This is a genomic window from Desmonostoc muscorum LEGE 12446, from assembly GCF_015207005.2.
In the GTDB taxonomy this organism is placed as follows: domain Bacteria; phylum Cyanobacteriota; class Cyanobacteriia; order Cyanobacteriales; family Nostocaceae; genus Nostoc; species Nostoc muscorum.
In genome coordinates this window covers 7,770,007-7,789,599 of the sequence record NZ_JADEXS020000001.1, presented here as the reverse complement: position 1 = coordinate 7,789,599, position 19,593 = coordinate 7,770,007, and the positions used below count along the sequence as shown (strand labels likewise).

General features: G+C 41.1%; 18 protein-coding genes. 9 read left to right on the top strand and 9 right to left on the bottom strand.

The window, feature by feature from the left end:
- Positions 1 to 60: 60 nt before the first annotated feature.
- From IQ276_RS32020 to IQ276_RS32010, 3 genes are all read right to left on the bottom strand, one after another.
- Positions 61 to 1,356, bottom strand: coding sequence for an MFS transporter (locus IQ276_RS32020; RefSeq protein ID WP_193919272.1), 1,296 nt, complete (start codon positions 1,354 to 1,356; stop codon positions 61 to 63).
- A 275-nt stretch (positions 1,357 to 1,631) separates the two neighbouring features.
- The gene (locus tag IQ276_RS32015) at positions 1,632 to 2,153 is read right to left on the bottom strand and encodes a hypothetical protein (RefSeq protein ID WP_190882486.1); all 522 of its coding nucleotides are present in this window, start codon (positions 2,151 to 2,153) and stop codon (positions 1,632 to 1,634) included.
- A gap of 129 nt (positions 2,154 to 2,282) precedes the next feature.
- On the bottom strand, positions 2,283 to 2,888 hold the full coding sequence (locus IQ276_RS32010) for a DedA family protein (protein WP_193919269.1): 606 nt from the start codon (positions 2,886 to 2,888) through the stop codon (positions 2,283 to 2,285).
- 135 nt (positions 2,889 to 3,023) lie between these two features.
- Between IQ276_RS32010 and IQ276_RS32005 the strand changes: the two genes are divergently transcribed.
- The 3 genes from IQ276_RS32005 to IQ276_RS31995 all read left to right on the top strand — a co-directional run bounded on the left by IQ276_RS32005 (position 3,024) and on the right by IQ276_RS31995 (position 6,357).
- On the top strand, positions 3,024 to 3,806 hold the full coding sequence (locus IQ276_RS32005) for an ABC transporter permease (RefSeq protein WP_235116150.1): 783 nt from the start codon (positions 3,024 to 3,026) through the stop codon (positions 3,804 to 3,806).
- Between the two features lie 669 nt (positions 3,807 to 4,475).
- On the top strand, positions 4,476 to 4,853 hold the full coding sequence (locus tag IQ276_RS32000; RefSeq protein ID WP_193919815.1) for a hypothetical protein: 378 nt from the start codon (positions 4,476 to 4,478) through the stop codon (positions 4,851 to 4,853).
- Between the two features lie 25 nt (positions 4,854 to 4,878).
- The gene (locus IQ276_RS31995) at positions 4,879 to 6,357 is read left to right on the top strand and encodes a caspase family protein (RefSeq protein WP_193919813.1); all 1,479 of its coding nucleotides are present in this window, start codon (positions 4,879 to 4,881) and stop codon (positions 6,355 to 6,357) included.
- Positions 6,358 to 6,504: 147 nt separating this feature from the next.
- Here IQ276_RS31995 and IQ276_RS40450 read toward each other — a convergent pair whose 3' ends face one another.
- The 6 genes from IQ276_RS40450 to IQ276_RS31975 form a co-directional block, all read right to left on the bottom strand.
- Positions 6,505 to 6,627, bottom strand: a complete 123-nt coding sequence (locus tag IQ276_RS40450) for a hypothetical protein (protein WP_255264367.1) — start codon at positions 6,625 to 6,627, stop codon at positions 6,505 to 6,507.
- 45 nt (positions 6,628 to 6,672) lie between these two features.
- A complete protein-coding gene (locus IQ276_RS31990; RefSeq protein WP_193919811.1) occupies positions 6,673 to 6,828 on the bottom strand; it encodes a type II toxin-antitoxin system HicB family antitoxin in 156 nt (51 codons plus the stop codon).
- Between the two features lie 114 nt (positions 6,829 to 6,942).
- On the bottom strand, positions 6,943 to 7,686 hold the full coding sequence (locus IQ276_RS31985; RefSeq protein ID WP_193919809.1) for a Uma2 family endonuclease: 744 nt from the start codon (positions 7,684 to 7,686) through the stop codon (positions 6,943 to 6,945).
- 200 nt (positions 7,687 to 7,886) lie between these two features.
- Entirely contained in the window at positions 7,887 to 8,525 is a 639-nt protein-coding gene (locus IQ276_RS31980; RefSeq protein ID WP_190882479.1) for a Uma2 family endonuclease, read from the bottom strand.
- Between the two features lie 638 nt (positions 8,526 to 9,163).
- Entirely contained in the window at positions 9,164 to 9,280 is a 117-nt protein-coding gene (locus IQ276_RS40635) for a HAMP domain-containing histidine kinase (protein ID WP_190882478.1), read from the bottom strand.
- Positions 9,281 to 9,436: 156 nt separating this feature from the next.
- Complete coding sequence (locus tag IQ276_RS31975) at positions 9,437 to 15,376, bottom strand: trifunctional serine/threonine-protein kinase/ATP-binding protein/sensor histidine kinase (protein ID WP_235116149.1); 5,940 nt, start codon at positions 15,374 to 15,376, stop codon at positions 9,437 to 9,439.
- A 292-nt stretch (positions 15,377 to 15,668) separates the two neighbouring features.
- Here IQ276_RS31975 and IQ276_RS31970 point away from each other — a divergent pair, with 292 nt between their 5' ends.
- The 6 genes from IQ276_RS31970 (at position 15,669) to IQ276_RS31945 (ending at position 19,386) form a co-directional block, all read left to right on the top strand.
- Positions 15,669 to 15,959, top strand: a complete 291-nt coding sequence (locus IQ276_RS31970; protein ID WP_193925183.1) for a DUF433 domain-containing protein — start codon at positions 15,669 to 15,671, stop codon at positions 15,957 to 15,959.
- Between the two features lie 14 nt (positions 15,960 to 15,973).
- Entirely contained in the window at positions 15,974 to 16,324 is a 351-nt protein-coding gene (locus IQ276_RS31965; RefSeq protein WP_193925185.1) for a DUF5615 family PIN-like protein, read from the top strand.
- Positions 16,325 to 16,595: 271 nt separating this feature from the next.
- A complete protein-coding gene (locus tag IQ276_RS31960) occupies positions 16,596 to 17,321 on the top strand; it encodes a pyridoxine 5'-phosphate synthase (protein WP_235116148.1) in 726 nt (241 codons plus the stop codon).
- 146 nt (positions 17,322 to 17,467) lie between these two features.
- Positions 17,468 to 18,184 carry a SnoaL-like polyketide cyclase gene (locus IQ276_RS31955; RefSeq protein ID WP_193922422.1) on the top strand — a complete coding sequence of 239 codons (717 nt, stop codon included), beginning with the start codon at positions 17,468 to 17,470 and terminating at the stop codon, positions 18,182 to 18,184.
- A 65-nt stretch (positions 18,185 to 18,249) separates the two neighbouring features.
- Positions 18,250 to 18,579 carry an MgPME-cyclase complex family protein gene (locus IQ276_RS31950; RefSeq protein ID WP_190882473.1) on the top strand — a complete coding sequence of 110 codons (330 nt, stop codon included), beginning with the start codon at positions 18,250 to 18,252 and terminating at the stop codon, positions 18,577 to 18,579.
- Positions 18,580 to 18,741: 162 nt separating this feature from the next.
- Positions 18,742 to 19,386 (top strand): hypothetical protein, encoded by a 645-nt coding sequence (locus IQ276_RS31945; protein ID WP_235116147.1) that lies wholly within the window; start codon positions 18,742 to 18,744, stop codon positions 19,384 to 19,386.
- Positions 19,387 to 19,593: the final 207 nt, after the last annotated feature.

The window sequence follows — 19,593 nt, the reverse complement described above, 5'->3', positions numbered from 1 at the left end:
AGTGGGGAGTGGGGAGTGGGGAAGACGCTCTGACGCTCTGACGCGGGGAAAAACTAATGACTAACGACTAGATAAACGATTTGTTTCGTAAGCGATCCAACGGCTGACTACTGGCAATTGTGCAGAGAACCATAGCGCACCTAAGATAATCATACTGGCACAGACAATCAAGGCATTAGTCGCACCAAAATTCTGCGCTAAAGTTCCAGCTAACAGATTCCCAAAGGGCATAGTACCCACCATTGCAAGGGCATAAAAACTCATCACCCGTCCACGCTTATCCTCGGCAACTAGGTTTTGGATAATCATATTACTACTCGTAATGTTGAGGATGCTAAAGCAGCCTACAAACACCAGTATGATTACTGACAACCAAACTTGACGCGATAGTGAGAAGAAAATCAGACTTACCGCCATAGAGATTTGAGAGGCTACGATCAAACGCTCTAAGCCCGCAATCCCCCGCCTAAAACTCAGATACAAACAGGCAAACAACGATCCAATCGGCGCTGAAGTACTGAGATGAGCCATTGTAGTCGCATCGCCATTTAAAATCTTAGCCGCAAAGATGGGCATGAGCGCGACATGAGACATCCCAACTAAACCATGTAAGGCTAGCATTAATAAAATTGCTCTAATCGGCTGGAATTTGGAGACATATTCAAAGCCCTCCCGCATTTTTTCCAAAGTATCCCTAAAGTTCGTAAGGGTCTGCATGGATCTGGCTTGAAGCCGAATCGCTAGCAGGGTAAAGATGGCAGGGATATAGCTGAGGGTATCGTAGAGAAAACAATATTTCACCCCTAGCGTAGCAATCAAAATCCCGCCCATAGCTGGCCCCAATACTAGAGAGGAACTTAACATCACTGAATTCAAGGCGATCGCATTACTCCAATCAGCGCGATCGTCTACGGTTTCGGTGACGATTGTATGACGCACGGGCATATCTAATCCCTTGAGCAAACCATTGAGAACACTGAGTATCAATAGGATGGGAAACGTAATCCAATTCGTAAAGGTAAGAATCGTTAAAGCCAAGGAAACGCTAATTCCCAATATCTGCACCAGTATTAACAAGTCACGACGACTCCAGCGATCGGACAATACGCCCGAAAAGGGAATCACTAATAACGTAGGTAAAAATTGCACAAACCCTGCAACTCCTAACAACCAAGCTGATTGAGTCAAATCGTATACCAGCCAAGGAATAGTTAGCTGCTGAGTCATAAATGTCCCAGACATGGATAGTAACTGTCCCCCAAAAAACAGGCGAAAATTACGCCAACGAAAGGCGGGTAAATAGCGGTAAATGATCTTACTTACGCGATCGCCTAGTTGTTCATTCCAAATTTTCATGAGGAAAGTTTTAATATGTTCTACTAATTATTAGGCAAGCTAACAATTATAGAATAATCGCGATCGCTTATCTGCCTCTGCTAACACTTTTGCCCACTATGTTACCCTATTAACACTTATGACCGTTAAAACACTTATTATTTATGCTGACGCACAGACGTGGAGATGGGAGGGTGAGGGAGAGGAATGGAAGTGGTGTAAAAAGCCATGCCACAAAACGAGAACACGGGTAGGGGCACAACATGTTGTGCCCCTACAAAATGCCCAGTCCCCAATTATTTTTGTTCGACTTCCCAGCGAAACAGGCGTGGCAATTGAGACACATCTATGGCGTAATTGACAATCCACAGCACTAGTTGAAAAATTAATAAATATCGCACCCACAGTAACTTACTTTCAGAGCCTAAGATTGTTAAACCCTCATATAACTGCCAGAAGCGGTACGGTAAATATATGTAGGGAACCATCACCCATACTACATTTTGCAACTCTCTCAGGGCGACTCTCTCGGAAATAATTTGCAACACTAATACAATAAAATACCAACCAAGCACAGTTAAGACAGTGCGATCGCTCCACCATACACCCCACAATAGCATCACTACTAATGGCAGTAGTATTCCTAATACCTGTACTGAGCCAAACCAAATTTTATACCAGCCGGGAAACGGTAAAGGCAAAGTATAGGTTTTTGTGTTTTTCCAGCCCCAGTTCACAACCACAATAAAAAGTGTGGCAATGACGAAAAAAATCAGGTTTTCTAGAAATAGGTAGAGGTTGATGTTTAAGGAAGTCATAAAATCTTGCCAGTAGTTTCAAAACCCAAGCCGCTTTATGCTTTAATTCTAAATTCTAAATTCTGACTCCTGACTCCTGTTAGCGCAGCGGGGCGTAGCCCATTCAGAATTCTGAATTTTCACATATTTTCAACCTTTATTTGCTCTATTTTCTTGGATCAGATGAATAATTGATGGTACTAAAGAAATAACTATAATTAATCCAATAATCGGTAACAAGTACTTATCTACTTGTTCAGGTGGTAAGGTTTTTCCTAAGAAAAACCCTAACAGACTGATTCCAAAAGTCCAAACGAAGCCGCCAATTAAGTTGTAAGACATAAATGTGCGGTAATGCATGGCACCAATACCCGCCACAATGGGCGCGAAAGTGCGTACAATTGGCAAAAAACGCGCTAAAACAATAGTTTTCTTCCCGTGTTCTTCATAAAAATTTTGGGTTTTCACAATGTGTTTTTTATGAAACAACCACGAATCTTCCTTCTGAAATAGTCTTCTGCCAAATTTATGCCCAGTAAAATAGCCAACATTGTCACCTAAGACTGCACAAACAAAAGCACCAAAAATCAGAACCCAAATGTTCAGTAAATTCTGAGATGCAATAAACCCAGCAGTGAATAATAAACTATCCCCAGGGAGAAAAAAACCAATTAACAACCCAGATTCAGCAAAAACAATTGCCCACACCCCAAAGTAGCCAAGTGATTTAATCAGTTGCGGTAAATCTAAATGCATAAAATTTCTAAGCTTTGAATAGATAGATCCACAACATCTTAACGTTCTGTAATTTTCTTGAATAAAAAGTAATATTAAATTTATGTGAAGTTCTTTTGTAATTTTTAAAGTCTATATCAACTCAGGGGGTGCAAGATGCAAAGATATTGGAAAGTACTAAGACTATTTTGGAGTGCAGCGATCGCAGCTGAGTTGGAGTATCGCATCAACTTTGTCATAGCTACCTTCAGCAGCCTGGGAAACCTTGCTGGCAGTCTCTTTGGGCTATTCTTGTTTTACCGCACCGGCTACACTTTTGCTGGCTGGTCATGGGAAGCAGCTTTAATAGTTCTGGGAATTTTTACCTTACTGCAAGGATTTTCCGCCACATTTCTCGCACCGAACCTAAATCGCATTGTCCGCCATGTGCAAGAAGGCACTCTTGATTTTATATTATTGAAACCAATTCGCAGTCAGTTTTGGCTTTCTACTAACACCATTTCACCTTGGGGACTACCCGATTTAATCTTTGGCTGCATCATTATTGGCTACGCAGGTCAACGCCTTGGTGTAGGAATAGACAAATATTTACTCAGTGTAGTGCCGTTATTCTTTGGCTTGGTAATTCTATACAGCCTGTGGTTTATGCTGGGGTCTATGACTATATGGTTCGTGAAAATATACAATGTTACTGAGGTATTGCGTAGTTTATTAGAAGCAGGAAGATATCCAATTACAGCTTATCCAACTGCTTACCGTTTTTTCTTCACCTTTGTAGTACCAGTGACTTTTTTAACGACAATACCAGCCCAAGCAATGCTAGGTCGGGGTGAAATTAGCTGGTTGATGGGTGCAGGAGTATTGGCAGTGGCGTTATTTTTCCTTTCTACTTGGTTTTGGCGGTTTGCATTGCGGTTTTATACTAGTGCTTCGAGTTAGTGGGGATTGGGGATTGGGGATTGGGGATTGGGGACTGGGGATTGGGGACTGGGGATTGGGTAAATTGTGATGTGAATCAAGTTTTGCGACTTTAAAAGCAGCTTTTGTGACATGAAAAGCTGCTTTTGTGACTTTAAAAGTAGCTTTTGCGACTTTAAAAGCAGCTTTTGTGACATGAAAAGCTGCTTTTGTGACTTGTAAATTAAGTTTCTGAGTCGTAAACCTTTTAATTTTAATAAAATTGAGCAAACATAGCTGTATTTGTGGTGTTTGCTAATTCGCAGACTGTAAAAGTATTGCCTTTTTGATTTTGCAGTTATTTTTTAGAGCGATCGCTCCTATCTCTACTGATTTTTACCTAAATTTTAGAAGTTTTAGGACTTAGGCACTGTACAACTTAATCATAGTGTGCATTTGCAAAATAGGTCGTTTCAGGCTTTTATTCATTATTCTTTGATGGTAAATAGACCCTGGGTTTCAGGGCACAGAAGTGCTGTGCCCCTACGAAAGATGTGGTTTCTCAATCCAATCATCCATATTTGGTATTTGCTGTCAATGCTTAGGTCTTAAAGTTTTTCTAAAAATCTTGAATAAATTTCAGGAATTTACATAGCGGATATGAACTTAATAGTAGACTGTCAACTGCTTAAAAACCTAAAAGGCTAGAAAATGAGTTCTGAATCTAACGTCAAATTAACCATCGCTCTTTCTAATCCAGACCTAGATCCAGAAGAGCAAGAACGGGAAACACGAAATCTGCTGCGAGAAGTCAGAGACTTGGATGTAGAAAATGCTGAACTCGTAGCAGTAACAGAAATACCAGAAGGCTCGAAGGCTTTAGGAGGTTTCCTACTGGGAGTATTGCAGGCAGAGGTAAGCCTAGCCAATTTTAAGAAATTATTAGGATTTTTGGGCGATCGCTTGGGTGGCAAACCGATTGAATTAGAAGTAGAAGCCAACGGTAAAAAGCTGAAAATTACAGCCAGCAGTCAGGCAGAATTAACAGCAGCGCTGGAAGCCGCCGAAAGGTTTGTAGCTCGAGGCTGAGAAATCTCAAACAGAGGATAGTAAAATGACTAAGGTAGCCTTGCTAATTGGAGTCAGTGAGTATGAGCCTGGTCTAAACCCATTACCAGCCTCAGTTAACGATGTGCAGGCGATCGCTAAAGTTTTACAGCATCCAGAAATGGGGGGCTTTGCTGAAGCAAACATTCAAAAGCTCGAGAATCCCGAAGCTCAGAAAATGCACGAAGCGATCGAAACATTGTTTAGCGATCGTAGCAAAGATGACCTTGTAGTACTTTATTTCTCCGGTCACGGTATCAAAGATGAGAATAGCAAACTTCACCTAGCTACTCGTTTTACTCGCAAAAATTCCCAAGGACGGCTCATCAAATCAACTGCTGTTCCTGCCAGTTTCATTCACGACATTATGAATGAAAGCCGTTCTAAACGACAAGTCGTAATTCTTGATTGCTGCTTTAGTGGGGCATTTCCAGAAGGTTGGTCAGTTAAAGATGATGGTTCTGTTAATATTCAAGTTGAAATGGGGGGGGAAGGGCGAGTTGTTCTAAGTTCTTCCACTGCGACTCAGTATTCTTTTCAGCAATCAGGAGAAAATCTTTCGATTTATACCCGTTATCTGATTGAAGGTATTGAAACAGGTGCAGCAGATCAAGATAACGATGGGGAGATTTCAGTTGATGAGTTGCATGAGTACGCCAAAAAGAAAGTTCAAGAAGCATCTCCAGCGATGCGACCAGGAATCTCTGCATTCAGAGAAGGATTCAAAATCCATTTGGCTAAAGCACCAATTGGCGATCCAAAACTGAGGTATCGCAAAGAAGTTGAGCATTACGCTAGTAGGGGCGAGATTCCTAGTATTGGTCGCAAAATATTAGATGTCCAACGTGACAATTTGGGATTGCTTCCTGAAGAAGTTGCTGCAATTGAAGCTGAGGTTTTAAAACCTTATCAAGAGTACAAGGAAAAATTGCAGCAATATGAGCAGGCATTCGTTGATGAGATTAAGAGAGAGTTTCCTTTGAGTGATTACACTCGTGGTGATTTGGAGCGTTATCAACAAATGTTAGGACTTAACAGGCAAGATGTGGAATCAATTGAAGCAACACTAATTGCAGAAGAAGTCACACCTATTTCTCAGGCTCCACCATCAGTACAACCACATCATCTTCGAGAGATACTTTCTGGACAAAAGTCCTCTTCACCAAATCAAACAACGACACCAAAAACTAATATTTCTCAGGCTCCACCATCAGTAGAACCACATCATCGTTTAGAGATACCTTTTGTGTCAAAGTCCTCTTCATCAAATCAAACAACGACACCAAAAACCCATAATCCCGTACTGAAAACGATAGGGCAGGTAATTGCTGGGATTTGCTTTTCTATTGTCGCATTTTTTGCTCTTGTTGCAATTTATCACTTACTAAGTAGAGGTAATGCAGAAGTTTTTGTTGTAATGCTCTTTGTCAGCATTATTTTTATTGTGGCGGGTATTATTTTGTGGAAAATGGTGCAAAACTCGTGATTGTAATTATAATCCCTTAATTGAAGTTGTCTTTGACCGTAATTCTTGTACTAATTAAACTTGAATGGTGCGGCTTTACTTAGTAGCGACCGCACTTATTTATTGTGAGGTTTGAAAATAGCGATCGCACTTATTTTTTCTGAGATTTCAAAATAGCGATCGCCCTTGTTTGTTGTGAAATTTCAAAATAGCGATCGCACTTGTTTGTTGTGAGATTTGAAAATGGCGATCGCACTTGTTTGTTGTGAGATTTGAAAATGGCGATCGCATTCAATTTTTCATTTACACTAACTCAATTACAACAGTCCTACCTTCTTATTTTAAAACCTCAATATATAATTCAAGAGCTTCCTTAATATTTACAACAGCTTCTTCTTTAGTTTTTCCTTGACTGATGCAAGCTGGTAAACTAGGACATTCAACCACCCAGTAACCATCTTCTCCTGGATAAATAATTACTTGTCTTTTCATCTACAACTCCTATATTTCCAAATAGCGATCGCATCTAGTTTTTCCAAAAAAGTTAGGAGAACGTAAAGCTTTTAAATTTAGCTTGATTCGCCGAATGAAAAAAGCTAAAATCTCTCACAAAATATCTGGATTTTCACCCAACTCTCTTAATCTAGCTGCTAAACGAGCTGCTTTTGCAACTGCGGCTTCCTCTCTTGCAGCAGCGGCTTGTGCTTGGAAAGCAGCGGCTTCGTCTGGTAACAAAACCAAATTGCCAGCCACATCATAAAACCGCAACCATATCGCCGTTTCTCTGTCTATTGTTCCTTCATAGGTTCCCAACCATAAACCTAATTTTTGACACCATAGCCAACCACGCTCATTCGGTGTTAAAGATTGATATTGCTGATTATGATCTAAATGCCACCCTTGTAAAGAAGTCGGGTCAAAGGGGTCATAGACAAAATAATCTGAGGTATGAAAAGTTTGTTCGTAAAGGTTTTTCTTAACAGTCTGATCTATTTTGGCTGTGGATGGTGACATTAATTCTACAATCACATCAGGATAACGACCGTTTTCTTCCCACACTACCCAACCTTGACGAGAATTAGTCCCATCTACATTCAGGACAGCAAAGAAATCGGGACTACGGAAATCCTGGTTACATACTTGGGCGCTGCTGTAATAAATAAACATATTACCACCAGCGAAGAAATCATTGCGGTCAGCCCAAGCTTGTTGCAATGACCGAATCAGGACATTCATTGCAATACGGTGGCGATTTGATTCCAAGGGTTCTCCGTCATCAAAAATTAAATCTGTCGGTGGTGTGGGGTGTTCCCAGTCTACAATGGCTGTTGGGTTGTTTTCGGTAGTCATGAGCGATCGCCTTTCTCAAGAAAAATACAGAATTCAGAATTCAGAATTCAAAATGGGATGCAAATTACAGCAGATTTCAAGAAGTGTGAAGTATACTATCTATGTCTGGTAGCTACGCAGAGAGCCGATTATAATTCTGTTAGCGTAGCGGGGCGTAGCCCATTCTGACTTCTGACTTCTGAATTCTCCTATATCAATGGCTATAAATTATCTTTAACCCAATTTCTAAAATTACGCATAGCTTGACTTCTGCCAATTGTTAAACACTGCTGAACATATTCATTAACTAATTCAATAATTGGTATATTAGGAAAATTAGGACTAGATTCAGATTTGATATATTTTCCGTCTTTGAGTAAGGATATTTCTAAACCTTTTTGTGTATGTCGCCAAAGTTCAGGAACTCCCAAAATTGCATAATTATCAAATCGACTGCGAGAAGTAATATCAATTTCGATTGCTAAATCTGGGGGTGGGTCTGCATTTAAATCTATGCGATTTTTGCCAATGACAGCAGCTTGATTTTGAATATAAAAACTAGTATCTGGCTCTACTGCTTGCCGCATTCGCTCATTTTTAAGTGTCGTAGAACCAAAAGGTTCAAAATCAATTTGGAGTATTTCTAACAATATTTTGACTAAATCACCAATAAGCTCTTTATCTTTTTCGTGTTCTGGTAGAGGAACCATAATTTCTAACCAACCATCACTATAAGAAATACGTGCGGCACGCCTTTCTCCCATTTCTTCTAAAATATTTTCTAACTGCTGCCAACTTATATTTTGGAGTAACATTTGTTGACCGGGTTTAACAACAATTTGTTGCAATTTTAAAAGCATATCACCTCAGAGAGTTGATGTCTTAGCTGTTGTGCAGGGAATTACCAATAAGTAAATTTTCCAATCTTGTGGGATGGACATCTTGTCTGCTCTTTCTAATGAGCGGGCAAGACGCCCATCCCACAATAAAAGTTGAATGTTTTTTTATTTGTAAATCCCTAGAGGAGACTTAAATTATGAATCAACTTTCTTCAAGTATATAACGGTTCACAATTACATGAGCTACATAAATTTGTACGGCAGCACCGCTATGCATTGGTGTCAACTTAAGTTAGAAATGGCTTAACTGTTGGCTTTGTCACCCACCTGGAACTAAAGTTATTTGGCTTTTAGCTAAAGTCTACTAAAGTAAAGTAAAGGCTTTTAAGGATATTTAGTAATCTTTAGATTACTTTTGCTATTAGCAAGGAACGTCCGTTCCTTGGGGGACATAGATTTTACGTTACAGCTATTTTCAGGTCAATAGACCACGCGGTAGGGGCACAGCATTGCTGTGCCCTTACGACAGATGTGGTTCCAATACGGTTCGGTTAAGGTTTTTTGATGAAAATTCTACATCGCAAAGACGCGATTTATCGCGTCTCTACAATAATCAATTTTTCGTCTTGACGGCGATTTATCGCGTCTGGGATTAAAAATTACTTCTTACTTGTTAAAGGAATACGGATGGTAAATTCTGTCTCACGTCCTGGAGTCGAATCAACTTCAATACTTCCTGCATGTTTTTCTACGACAATTTGATAGGCGATCGCCATTTCAATAAGTAATAATTTTTGTCAGTTTTAACATACATTTTTGGGTTGATTTTCCACCATTTTTTCCATAATTTAAATATCATCTTTGCTTGTTACCAAGTTAAAAAAATAAAAATACCAAAGTGAAAATGCCAAATAAAGATGATTTTTTACTTTTTAAGTTTCTTGAATAGAAATTTGAATGACAAACTCTGTGCCCCGTCCAAGTTCGGAAGTACAGGAGAGTAAACCGCCATGTCCTTCTACTATAATTTGACGAGCGATCGCTAATCCCAATCCTGTACCTTTGCCTACAGGTTTAGTAGTAAAAAGATGGTCAAATACTTTTTGTTTAACTTCCGGTGACATCCCCACGCCATTGTCAGCAATCTTAATCAAAACGTGATTACCTGAATTTGCTACACGGGTTTGAATGGTAATGCAATTAGGGTTAGATAGAATCTCTTCTAAACTCCGTCCTGTATTATATTCTTCAAGTGCATCAATGGCATTTGCTAACAAGTTCATAAAAACTTGATTGAGTTGTCCAGCAAAACATTCCACTGGAGGTAATTGCCCATAATCTTTGACTATTTCAATTCCAGGGCGGTTTTCGTTAGCTTTTAAACGGTGCCTCAGAATCAAAATAGTGCTATCAATGCCTTCGTGAATATCAAAAGGAACTTTATAATCATGATCGGATCTCGAGAAGGTTCGCAGACTATTACTGATACTGCGGATACGGCTAACACCCAATTTCATTGAATCCAATAACTTAGGTAAATCTTCGCGTAAATAATTTAAATCCATCGCTTCGATTTCGTCTTCAATTTCTGAGCCAGCACGGGGAAATTTTTCTTGGTAAAGGTTAATTAGCCCAAACAAATCTTTAATATAATCTTTCGCTGGTTCAATATTCCCGGCAATAAAGCCAATCGGATTGTTGATTTCATGAGCAACACCTGCTACCAAATTCCCAAGGGCAGACATTTTTTCATTCTGAACTAATTGCAATTGCATTGTTTGGAGTTCTTGCAATGCTTGTTGTAATTGTTGTTTTTGATGTTGTAGTAATTGTTCTGCTTCCTGGCGTTCGGTGATATCTTCACATGTGCCAAGAATGCCAAAAACGTTTCCCTCTTTATCTCGTAGGGGAATTTTGTTTGTATTCGACCAGATTTGTTTTCCGTCTGCTTGCTGCAATGTTTCGATAATATTGAGTTCAGCTTGTCCAGACTCCATAACACGGCGATCGCATTCTACATACCAATCCGACTCCTCACGAGTCCAAGAAAGATCGTAGTCGGTTTTACCAATTACATTTTCCGGCGATTTTACACCCGAATCATCAGCAAATTTACGGTTGCAGCCTAAATAAACACTATTGCGGTCTTTCCAAAAAACAGACTGGGGAATATTGTCAATAATTAACCGCAAAAATTGTTCGGTTTGCCCCAAGGTTTTTAAGGTATCTTGTGCCTGTTGATACAGCCGAACATTTTCCAGAGAGATTGCAACTTGAGTGCATAATAGATTCAGGATTTCCACGCGTTCGCTTGTAAACGCCCCAGTAGTCAAATTGTTTTCTAGGTACAAAATCCCCAATAATTTGCCTTGGTAGAGAATCGGCATACACAACAGGCTTTTGGGTTGCTGACGTATGATATAAGAATCGGCGATTAGCGTCGAATACATTGCTGTATCAATAATGACGCTAGGTTGCAGATTGCGTTTGACGGCATAAATTAGGCTACGAGGAACCTCTGTGCTATCCTCAACAGGGATGGATTGTAGCACGGCTGATTGCTGCCCAACTTCAGCAGTCGCCTCAACGACTAATCTATCTTCTTTGAGCAATAGAAATACACACTTATCTGCACCAGCATTTTCAATCACCACAGAAAGCAGTTTAGCAAGTAAGTTTTCGAGTTCAATTTCACTGGAGAGAGTCTGAGAGGCTTTGAGAACTGTTGTCATATCTAGCATGAATGATACATTACTACTAGAAGTGACTGATTTGCTGATGCTTGGATGTAAAGTAGCAAAGTTATCAGTACTTGTGATGGTGTCATTGGGCGTGAGGAGCGATACTCTTTCAGAGTCACTTCGTGAACGCGTTTGTTGTAAAATCGGGGCTAGCAGTCGGGGATAGCGCTGTTCTAAGTCATCAATTTTAGCTTTAGCATCCCAACGAGCAAAGCAATAGTATGCATTAATCAAATACTCTTGGGCAATGCGTTCTTTACCCCATTCTAAATAAAACTTAGCTGCGAGTTCATTGGCAAGTGCTTCTTCGTTGAGGTATTCGTTTTTCTTCGCTTTGGCAATGGCGCGATCGTATAATTCGATGGCGTTCATATATTTGCCAGAAATTCTTGCCATTTCCGCAGATAGCAATAGGTATCTATGCAGAAAGTTTTTTGGGCAATTATTCGCCCAGTTTTTCTGGATTTGTTGATGTTCTTGCATAATTTCCCAATAGTGCTTTTTCTCATCTGATGTCGCATTGGGATAAACTGCTGCCAAAGTCAGTGGATAATAAAAATGATATTGAATAATTGGGAAGAAACCAGAGTTAGAAGGCAAGGTATTCTTAGCTTCTTCTGCCGCTTGAATTGCATCACCATAGCGGCCATAAATGTACGATAACTGTATTTTGAGAAAACAGTACCAATTAATTCCATGCTCAAAGTTATGCTTTTGTCTCCAAACTTCTATGTAGGGAATATCTTGGTCATTTTCATTATCCAATAAATCGGTGTTTTTTGAGATGCCTTGTAAGTTCAAAAGAAACTGCCGCTGTAAAGTAAATGCATACAGCATATTGACATCATTTACTTGTTGAACGTAGCTCAGATATTTCTCGGTTTCGGCATAGACATCTGACAGGCGATCGCCTTTAATTAACATCGCCCAAATATAAAACGAAACCGCCCAAACACCAAACACCAAATTCCCAGTTTCTTGAGACACTTGGAATGATTGTCTAGAGATGGATAAATTAGTTTTTAAATGTTGATGATATGGATTAATAGTGTGTGCAAAAATATTATTTGTCTTCGGAATAAATTGGCTATTATTGAAGTGGCGATCGAGTTTTAGTGCTAACTTACCAAACTCATAGGCAGTTTGATAATTTCCTTGGTTTGCTAGACTCATTCCATACAAACAATAAGCAAAACCAGAGCTTTCAGCATTGCCATAACTCAACGATAGACTAATCATTAATAGAGGAATCAGAGAACTCAGATTTTGATGTCCTCCCATATAAGCAGCAGCCCAAAGGTCAGCTAAAAGACTCATGCAGACCTTGTTAACTGGATCTGTCATTTCTGGCAAATCAAATAAATCTCCCGGACGAATCGCTATTAGTCTAGCTTTTAATTCTTTAACTTCAGCGTCAATGGCAGCTTGCTGTTCTTGTGAAGTAACAGGGAGATTCATCCCCATGATCCTCAAACCTTTGAGTCCACAGCTAAAACCAGCTTCTATGTTTTCACCCTCAGTCATTTTCAGGTACATCTGAATGCCATAAATCTCTGCCTGATCAAATTTATCTTGACTGTGACTTAAAGCAATATCAAATAATTTCTCCGCTTGGTTAAAATTGCCAATTAAATATTCACATTCTCCAGATTCTCTGTATAATTGGAAGGTGAGTTGGTGGTGAGTTTGCCAACTATCTTCTGTTAGCAATTCTCTACCTAATGTGAAATATTTGACAGCGGCTTTATACGCAGTAGAAGCTTTTGCCTTCTTCCCAGCCATTAAATTTAGTTGAGCCAGTTCATATCTTTGAGATTGCTCATAAATTATGTCAATTCCCTCATTGAATTGATTCACAATATCAAAAATACTGGCTTCAATTGCTTCGGCTGGTGTGCTTTTTAAGAGCAATTGACCAATTTTTAAATGAGTAGCTTGCTTTTGAGATTCAGGAATCAGTGAATAAGCGGCTTGCTGGACGCGATCGTGAAGAAATTTGTAACCTGTCATTTGTCCGCTGTCATTTGTCCTTTGCAAATGACTAATGACCAATGACGAATCCTGATAAAATTTGTAGACCTCATTGATCGGAATAATTAACCCATCCTGCACAGCTTTCCAAAAGTCTGCGGCTGTTTCTATCTGGGATTTTTCATGGATAATTGCCAGAGTCGCCAAATCAAATTGATTGCCTACACAAGCCGCTAACTTCAAAACTTCTTGAGTCTGTGTTGGCAATTTTTGGAGTTGAATTGCCATGAATTCTACTACATCATCAGTCAGAGAGAGCGATCGCACCTGAGCCAAATCGCATTCCCAATAGCCACCCTCAAAATTAAATGTAATTAGTTGATCTTGATGTAGCGCTTTGAGAAACTGGTTGCAGAAGAAAGGATTGCCTTTGGTTTTGCTCAATACCAAGTCTGTTAACGGTGCTGCTAACTCCAGAGAACAACTTAAAGTGTCTGCCACCAAATGATTGACGGATAATTGATCGAGAGGAGCTAAAGTAATCCTATTGACTGTAGCGCCTAACTTCTGAATTTCATCCAAAGTCAGTATCAACGGATGTACTGGATTGACTTCGTTATCCCGATATGCACCAATTAACAGTAGATAGCCGATGTCAACTTCACTCATCAACAAGTGCATTAACTTTAAAGAAGCAGAATCCGCCCATTGCAGATCATCAATGAATATTACCAGCGGATGTTCTGGTGCAGTGAACACTTGAGTGAATTTCAAGAACAGCAAATTGAAGCGATTTTGGGCTGCACTCGGTGAAAGTTCTGTTGCAGGAGGCTGTTTACCAATCAGACTTTCCAATTCTGGAATCACCTCAATCATCACTTGTCCGTTTTCACCCAAGGCTTGGAGAACCTTGGATTTCCACTGTTCGAGTCGGGCGTCACTTTCACTCAGCAGTTGTGTCATCAAGTCTCTAAAGGCTTGCACAAAAGCAGAGAAAGGGATATTCCGCTGGAATTGGTCAAATTTACCTTTAATAAAATAACCCCGTTGTCGGACAATCGGCTTGTGGACTTCTTTAACCACAGCAGTTTTGCCAATTCCAGAGAAGCCTGCTACCAACATAATTTCAACCCCCCTTAGTCCCGATTCAGGGGGGTTAGCAATTCTATCGAACGCATCCAGTAAAATTTCAACTTCAGCTTGGCGGCCGTAAAGTTTTTCAGGGATGATAAAGCGATCGCAAATGTCCCGCTTACCTAACTCAAATGCTTTAATTTCTCCAGTTTCCTGCAATTGACGCCGACAAACTTCTAAATCATGTTTCAGCCCTAATGCACTCTGATAGCGGTTTTCAGCATTTTTCGCCATCAATTTCATCACAATATCACAGAGAACTTGAGGAATTTCTCCCCCCTGCTCCCTGCCCCCTGCCCCCCTTGCCAATATTGGCGGCTGCTTGGCGATATGACAGTGAATCAACTCCATCGGATCGCTACATTCAAAAGGTAGCTGTCCAGTCAGTAATTCATAAAATGTAATTCCCAGCGAGTAGTAATCGCTGCGGTAGTCGATGCCGCGATTCATCCGTCCAGTTTGTTCAGGGGAAAGGTAAACGAGGGTACCTTCTAAGACATTAGGATTCTGAATTTCCTGGGTTTCTCTAGGCAAAAGCGAGGCAATACTAAAATCTATTAACTTGACTTGCTTAGTTTCCGGATTTATGAGAATGTTGGCAGGCTTAATGTCTTTGTGAATCACCCGATGGCGATAAAGTCCCTCAAGAATTTCACTCAAAGCGATCGCAATATCTAAAAACTCTTCCAAGAAATTGGGATTACTCTCCATTGCTGTTTTCATCCATTCTCGAAGAGAAATACCGCCGAAATCCTCCATTACCAACGCATAGCTGTTGTGGTAGGGTTCTAAGCTGTAGGGGCGAACAATACTTTGGAGGTCGAGATTTTTGGCAATAGTATACTGATTGCGGAATTGGAGTAGTTCACTGAAGGTGGGATACTCCTGGTGAAGCAGTTTGATAATCACCGGAAGTCGATCGTCTTCTCGAATTGCGCGGTAAACCAGCGTTCTAAAGCTTGTATAAAGTTGCTCGGTAATTTGATAGTTTAGAAGCTTGGCAATCGGGTCAACTGCTATATTCATGCTTGATCAACTCTTGTGAAATCAGCTATTTATTTCAACTATTTTGCCCAAATATGAGGTTTTGCTAACTCAGTTTGATTTTGTGTGTAGGCGTAGCCCGTCGTAGCGGCGGCTTTTGCCGATCTATTAGCGACGTAGGAGCGTCACTTTTCAAGACAGACATCACATTTATTATCTGTGGCGTCCATAGCTCTCACGGCAAACTCCCCTTATTTCCAGTAAAATCAAGTTCTCAGGACAGTTTTAGAAATAGCCGCTACAGATTATCTTCAAGAGGTTGAACAAAACAAACATGACTACAACAGTTGATATTGGTACTCTGATTACCTCCTCTTCCGACATTCGGGGTGGCAGACCAATCATTGCTGGAACAGGACTAACTGTCCGTCGTATCATCCTTTGGTATAAACTTGGTCTCATGCCAGAAGAGATCCTCAATCGAATTGGGCATCCGACGTTAACTTTGGCACATATTTATGCTGCTCTCACTTATTATCATGCCAACCGCGAGGAAATTGAATCAGACATTGCAGCAGAAGAAGCCGAGACAAAATTGTTTGAACAACAGCATTGTAAATCTTAACTCACTAAGTAATCATGCTCCTGCTCTATTTGGATGAGGACTCGATGGATCGGGATTTGGTAACTGCGCTTCGGTCACGGGGAGTAGATGTGATTACAGCCAGTGATGCCGGAATGCTTGGGTATAGCGATACAGACCATTTGGACTATGCAACCAGTCTGGGACGCGTTTTGTACTCTTTTAACAAAGGAGATTTCTATCGTTTGCACATAAAATATCTGACAGAAGGCAAAACTCATGCTGGAATCATCCTTGCCTCTCAACAACGTTACTCAATAGGTGAGCAGATGAGACAACTGTTGGAATTAATAGCAACAAAGTCTACCCAAGAAATGCAGAATAATCTGGAATTTCTCAAGAGATAAACTCAGTTTAATTTCGAGCGTAAGTAAGTCGGTGCAATAAAACCAAACTGTGTAAAGAAAAGTAAATAAGGCTCAAACTCTTTCTCCCCCTGCTCCCTGCCCCCTGCTCCCTGCCTTATCCCAACGATAATTATTTACGCCGACTTACTTAGGCGTAGCCCGTCGTAGACATCGCATTTATTATCTGTGGCATCCATAGCTCTCACGGCAAACTCCCCTTATTTCCTGTAAAATCAAGTTCTGAAGACAGTGGATTCGGGAGAAATTTGGGGTGTCTACACTAGGCGTTAACATTGACCACATCGCCACTATCCGGCAAGCACGGCGGACAGTGGAACCAGACCCCGTAGCAGCGGCGGTGCTGGCAGAATTAGGAGGTGCAGATGGCATTACAGTGCATCTGCGGGAAGACCGGCGGCATATCCAAGATCGAGATGTGCGAATCTTAAGACAAACAGTGAGAACTCACTTAAATTTAGAAATGGCCGCTACAGATGAAATGTTAGCGATCGCCCTTGACATCAAACCAGATTATGTAACTTTAGTTCCCGAAAAACGCGAAGAAGTCACAACAGAAGGCGGACTAGATATCGTTGGGCAAATTGGTAGAATAGGTGAAATAGTCGATAAATTGCAAAGCGCTGGCATTCCAGTTAGTTTATTTATCGACGCCGAACCAGCACAAATCGAAGCATCTGTCAAGGTGCAGGCGAAATTTATTGAATTGCACACCGGACAATATGCTGAGGCTAAAGACGAAACAAATCGCCACCGAGAATTAGCCGTCTTAGCTAAAGGGTGTGAACAAGCAATTCAAGGCGGACTGCGAGTCAACGCTGGACATGGACTCACCTACTGGAACGTCTACCCGGTGGCTGTACTTCCAGGCATGGAAGAACTAAACATCGGTCATACCATCATCAGTAGGGCAGCTTTAGTAGGCATAGAACGAGCAGTCCGCGAGATGAAAGAAGCCATAAGAGGGAATGGGGAATAGGGAATGGGGACTGGGGACTAGGGACTGGGGACTGGGGCATTGGTTATTTCTTCCCCTGCCTCCCCTGCCTCCCCTACCTCCCCTGCCTCCCCAAAAGAGGGGTTGTAACTGCGAAATCTAGAAAGAAATCTTCAGCAAAAACTTCTATGAGCGCAACACAGTCTAACAACCTGCCACTTTGGGTACAGGATCGCGATCGCGTGATTGCAGAAAGTATTGATACCGAGTGGCGCTACCAGACACCACCGGATTATTCTCGCTCCAAAGAAAATCTAGCTCAAGAAAGTACGCGCAATCACCTTGAAGGTACACTAGAAGCGATCGTGCAAAACTTGGTGCGAACCTTCGAGATGGAAGTATCCTTTAAAGCTAACCCGCAACAGTGGTTATCTATTGTCAATGATAAGTTTCGCGTCAGTACCAATGGCGGGGTGGACTACACAGCAGCAGATTTATCAGCCCAAGGTACTTACAATCTATTTATGGCTGATTCAGAACACTACAAGGCTTCAGAAGAAAGCTTTGAATCATCCGCAAAAGTCTTCCACACAACATTTCCCCAAGGATTTCCTTGGGAAGTGCTGGAAGTTTTCTCAGGGCCACCGAATGTAACATTCAAGTGGCGGCACTGGGGACATTTTAACGGACAATACAAAGACCATGCACCTACTGGAGAGACGGTGGAAATTATCGGCATGAGCATTGCAAAAGTTACCGATGACTTGAAAATTGTTTCCTTAGAACACTACTTCGACAATAGTCTGTTCTTAACGAAGCTAACATCTGGTGGCAAACAGGCAAATGCAGACAACCAAGGAAGTGCTTGTCCCTTCAGTTGGTTCAAGAAGTTCCACAAAAGTTGATTCGTAGGGGTACAGCGTTTAGTGCTGTGCCCTGAAATTATTCACATAACAAGCAAAGGATGAAAATGCAAACATATCATTACGTTTTGGCCAGTCAACGTTTTCTCCTCCAAGAAGAACCGATAGAGGAAGTTCTCAAAGAACGCACCCGTCATTACCACGAACAAGAAAAACAAATTGATTTTTGGCTGATTAAGCAACCTGCTTTCTTAGAAGCGCCCCAGTTTGCAGAGGCAAAAGCCAAGTGTCCCCAACCAGCAGTAGCAATTATTTCTACTAATCCTCAATTTATTACTTGGTTAAAATTGCGCTTAGAATACGTCATCACAGGAGAATTCCCAGCTCCTTCTGAGACAATACCCGATCCCTTGGCATCTTTGGCTACTGTGTCTTAAACAATTGGGGATTGGGTACTGGGTATTGGGTACTGGGGATTAGGTATTAAATACTTATTGAAAAAGTCTTTCCCAGTCCCCAGTCCCCAGTCCCTAGTCCCCATTCCCCATTTTTCTTTATAAAATCTTTTAAGACACCATCCATTTATATATGTAACTTTTGTGCAGAGATTTCAGACTTTACCAAGTGTTTTAGGATTAGCGTTCGCAGGGTTGATTGGTGGCATGAGTTCTGTCTTTGCTCAACAAGCCATTCCCAATTGTCAACCACCGAGTGCAGGCGAGTATCTTTTATTAGTAGTCAGTCCCACGGCAGAAAATCAAAAGCAGTTGCGTAGTGCCCTACCGCCTGAACTCAAGACCATTACCTGCAAATATCTCAACGAAACTGTGACGCGCATCGGCGGCTTTAATCAAATTGACGATGCCAATCGCTGGGCAAGGTATGTCAGTAATATTGTCGGTTTGTCTGCCATAATTACTACTCGACCAACAGCACCAGATGTTGTACAAGCACAGCCACCTCAACAGCAGACAGTTAATTATAATCCTCAAGCCTTAGGAGAAGGTTATGCAGTATTGGTAGATTATTACAATCGCCCAGAACTGGCAACTAGTGTACAACAAGTGGTGGGAGGTAACGTAGGTTTTGCTTCTTATGGACAACGCCCCTACTTGCTGGCAGTTTATACTACTAACCAAAGCGAAGCATACAACACATTACAAAAGCTAAACGATCGCGGTTTTGTTGCCAGTATCGTAGATAGTCGTAAGGTAATTTTGTTGCGCTCAACTGTGCGACTTTAAGAATAAAGAATTCAGGAGGAGGCAGTGCGGTCTTGGTGGTTTCCCCAAAGAGGAACTGCCGCCGGCATAAAGCAACTGCCGTTCAGGATTCAGAATTCAGTATTAATTCTGTATAAGTGGCGGTGAAGTTAGTGGGTTTAAGTCCCTCATATCATGTCCGGGAAAAGACTTATTATTTAGACCGACGCGGAGACACGGGGACGCGGG

Bases quoted from the DNA above. Each gene is read 5' to 3' on its own strand.
- IQ276_RS32020 (WP_193919272.1), bottom strand. From the start codon at position 1,356: ATGAAAATTTGGAATGAACAACTAGGCGATCGCGTAAGTAAGATCATT.
- IQ276_RS32015 (WP_190882486.1), bottom strand. From the start codon at position 2,153: ATGACTTCCTTAAACATCAACCTCTACCTATTTCTAGAAAACCTGATT.
- IQ276_RS32010 (WP_193919269.1), bottom strand. From the start codon at position 2,888: ATGCATTTAGATTTACCGCAACTGATTAAATCACTTGGCTACTTTGGG.
- IQ276_RS32005 (WP_235116150.1), top strand. From the start codon at position 3,024: ATGCAAAGATATTGGAAAGTACTAAGACTATTTTGGAGTGCAGCGATC.
- IQ276_RS32000 (WP_193919815.1), top strand. From the start codon at position 4,476: ATGAGTTCTGAATCTAACGTCAAATTAACCATCGCTCTTTCTAATCCA.
- IQ276_RS31995 (WP_193919813.1), top strand. From the start codon at position 4,879: ATGACTAAGGTAGCCTTGCTAATTGGAGTCAGTGAGTATGAGCCTGGT.
- IQ276_RS40450 (WP_255264367.1), bottom strand. From the start codon at position 6,627: ATGCGATCGCCATTTTCAAATCTCACAACAAACAAGTGCGATCGCCAT.
- IQ276_RS31990 (WP_193919811.1), bottom strand. From the start codon at position 6,828: ATGAAAAGACAAGTAATTATTTATCCAGGAGAAGATGGTTACTGGGTG.
- IQ276_RS31985 (WP_193919809.1), bottom strand. From the start codon at position 7,686: ATGACTACCGAAAACAACCCAACAGCCATTGTAGACTGGGAACACCCC.
- IQ276_RS31980 (WP_190882479.1), bottom strand. From the start codon at position 8,525: ATGCTTTTAAAATTGCAACAAATTGTTGTTAAACCCGGTCAACAAATG.
- IQ276_RS40635 (WP_190882478.1), bottom strand. From the start codon at position 9,280: ATGGCGATCGCCTATCAAATTGTCGTAGAAAAACATGCAGGAAGTATT.
- IQ276_RS31975 (WP_235116149.1), bottom strand. From the start codon at position 15,376: ATGAATATAGCAGTTGACCCGATTGCCAAGCTTCTAAACTATCAAATT.
- IQ276_RS31970 (WP_193925183.1), top strand. From the start codon at position 15,669: ATGACTACAACAGTTGATATTGGTACTCTGATTACCTCCTCTTCCGAC.
- IQ276_RS31965 (WP_193925185.1), top strand. From the start codon at position 15,974: ATGCTCCTGCTCTATTTGGATGAGGACTCGATGGATCGGGATTTGGTA.
- IQ276_RS31955 (WP_193922422.1), top strand. From the start codon at position 17,468: ATGAGCGCAACACAGTCTAACAACCTGCCACTTTGGGTACAGGATCGC.
- IQ276_RS31950 (WP_190882473.1), top strand. From the start codon at position 18,250: ATGCAAACATATCATTACGTTTTGGCCAGTCAACGTTTTCTCCTCCAA.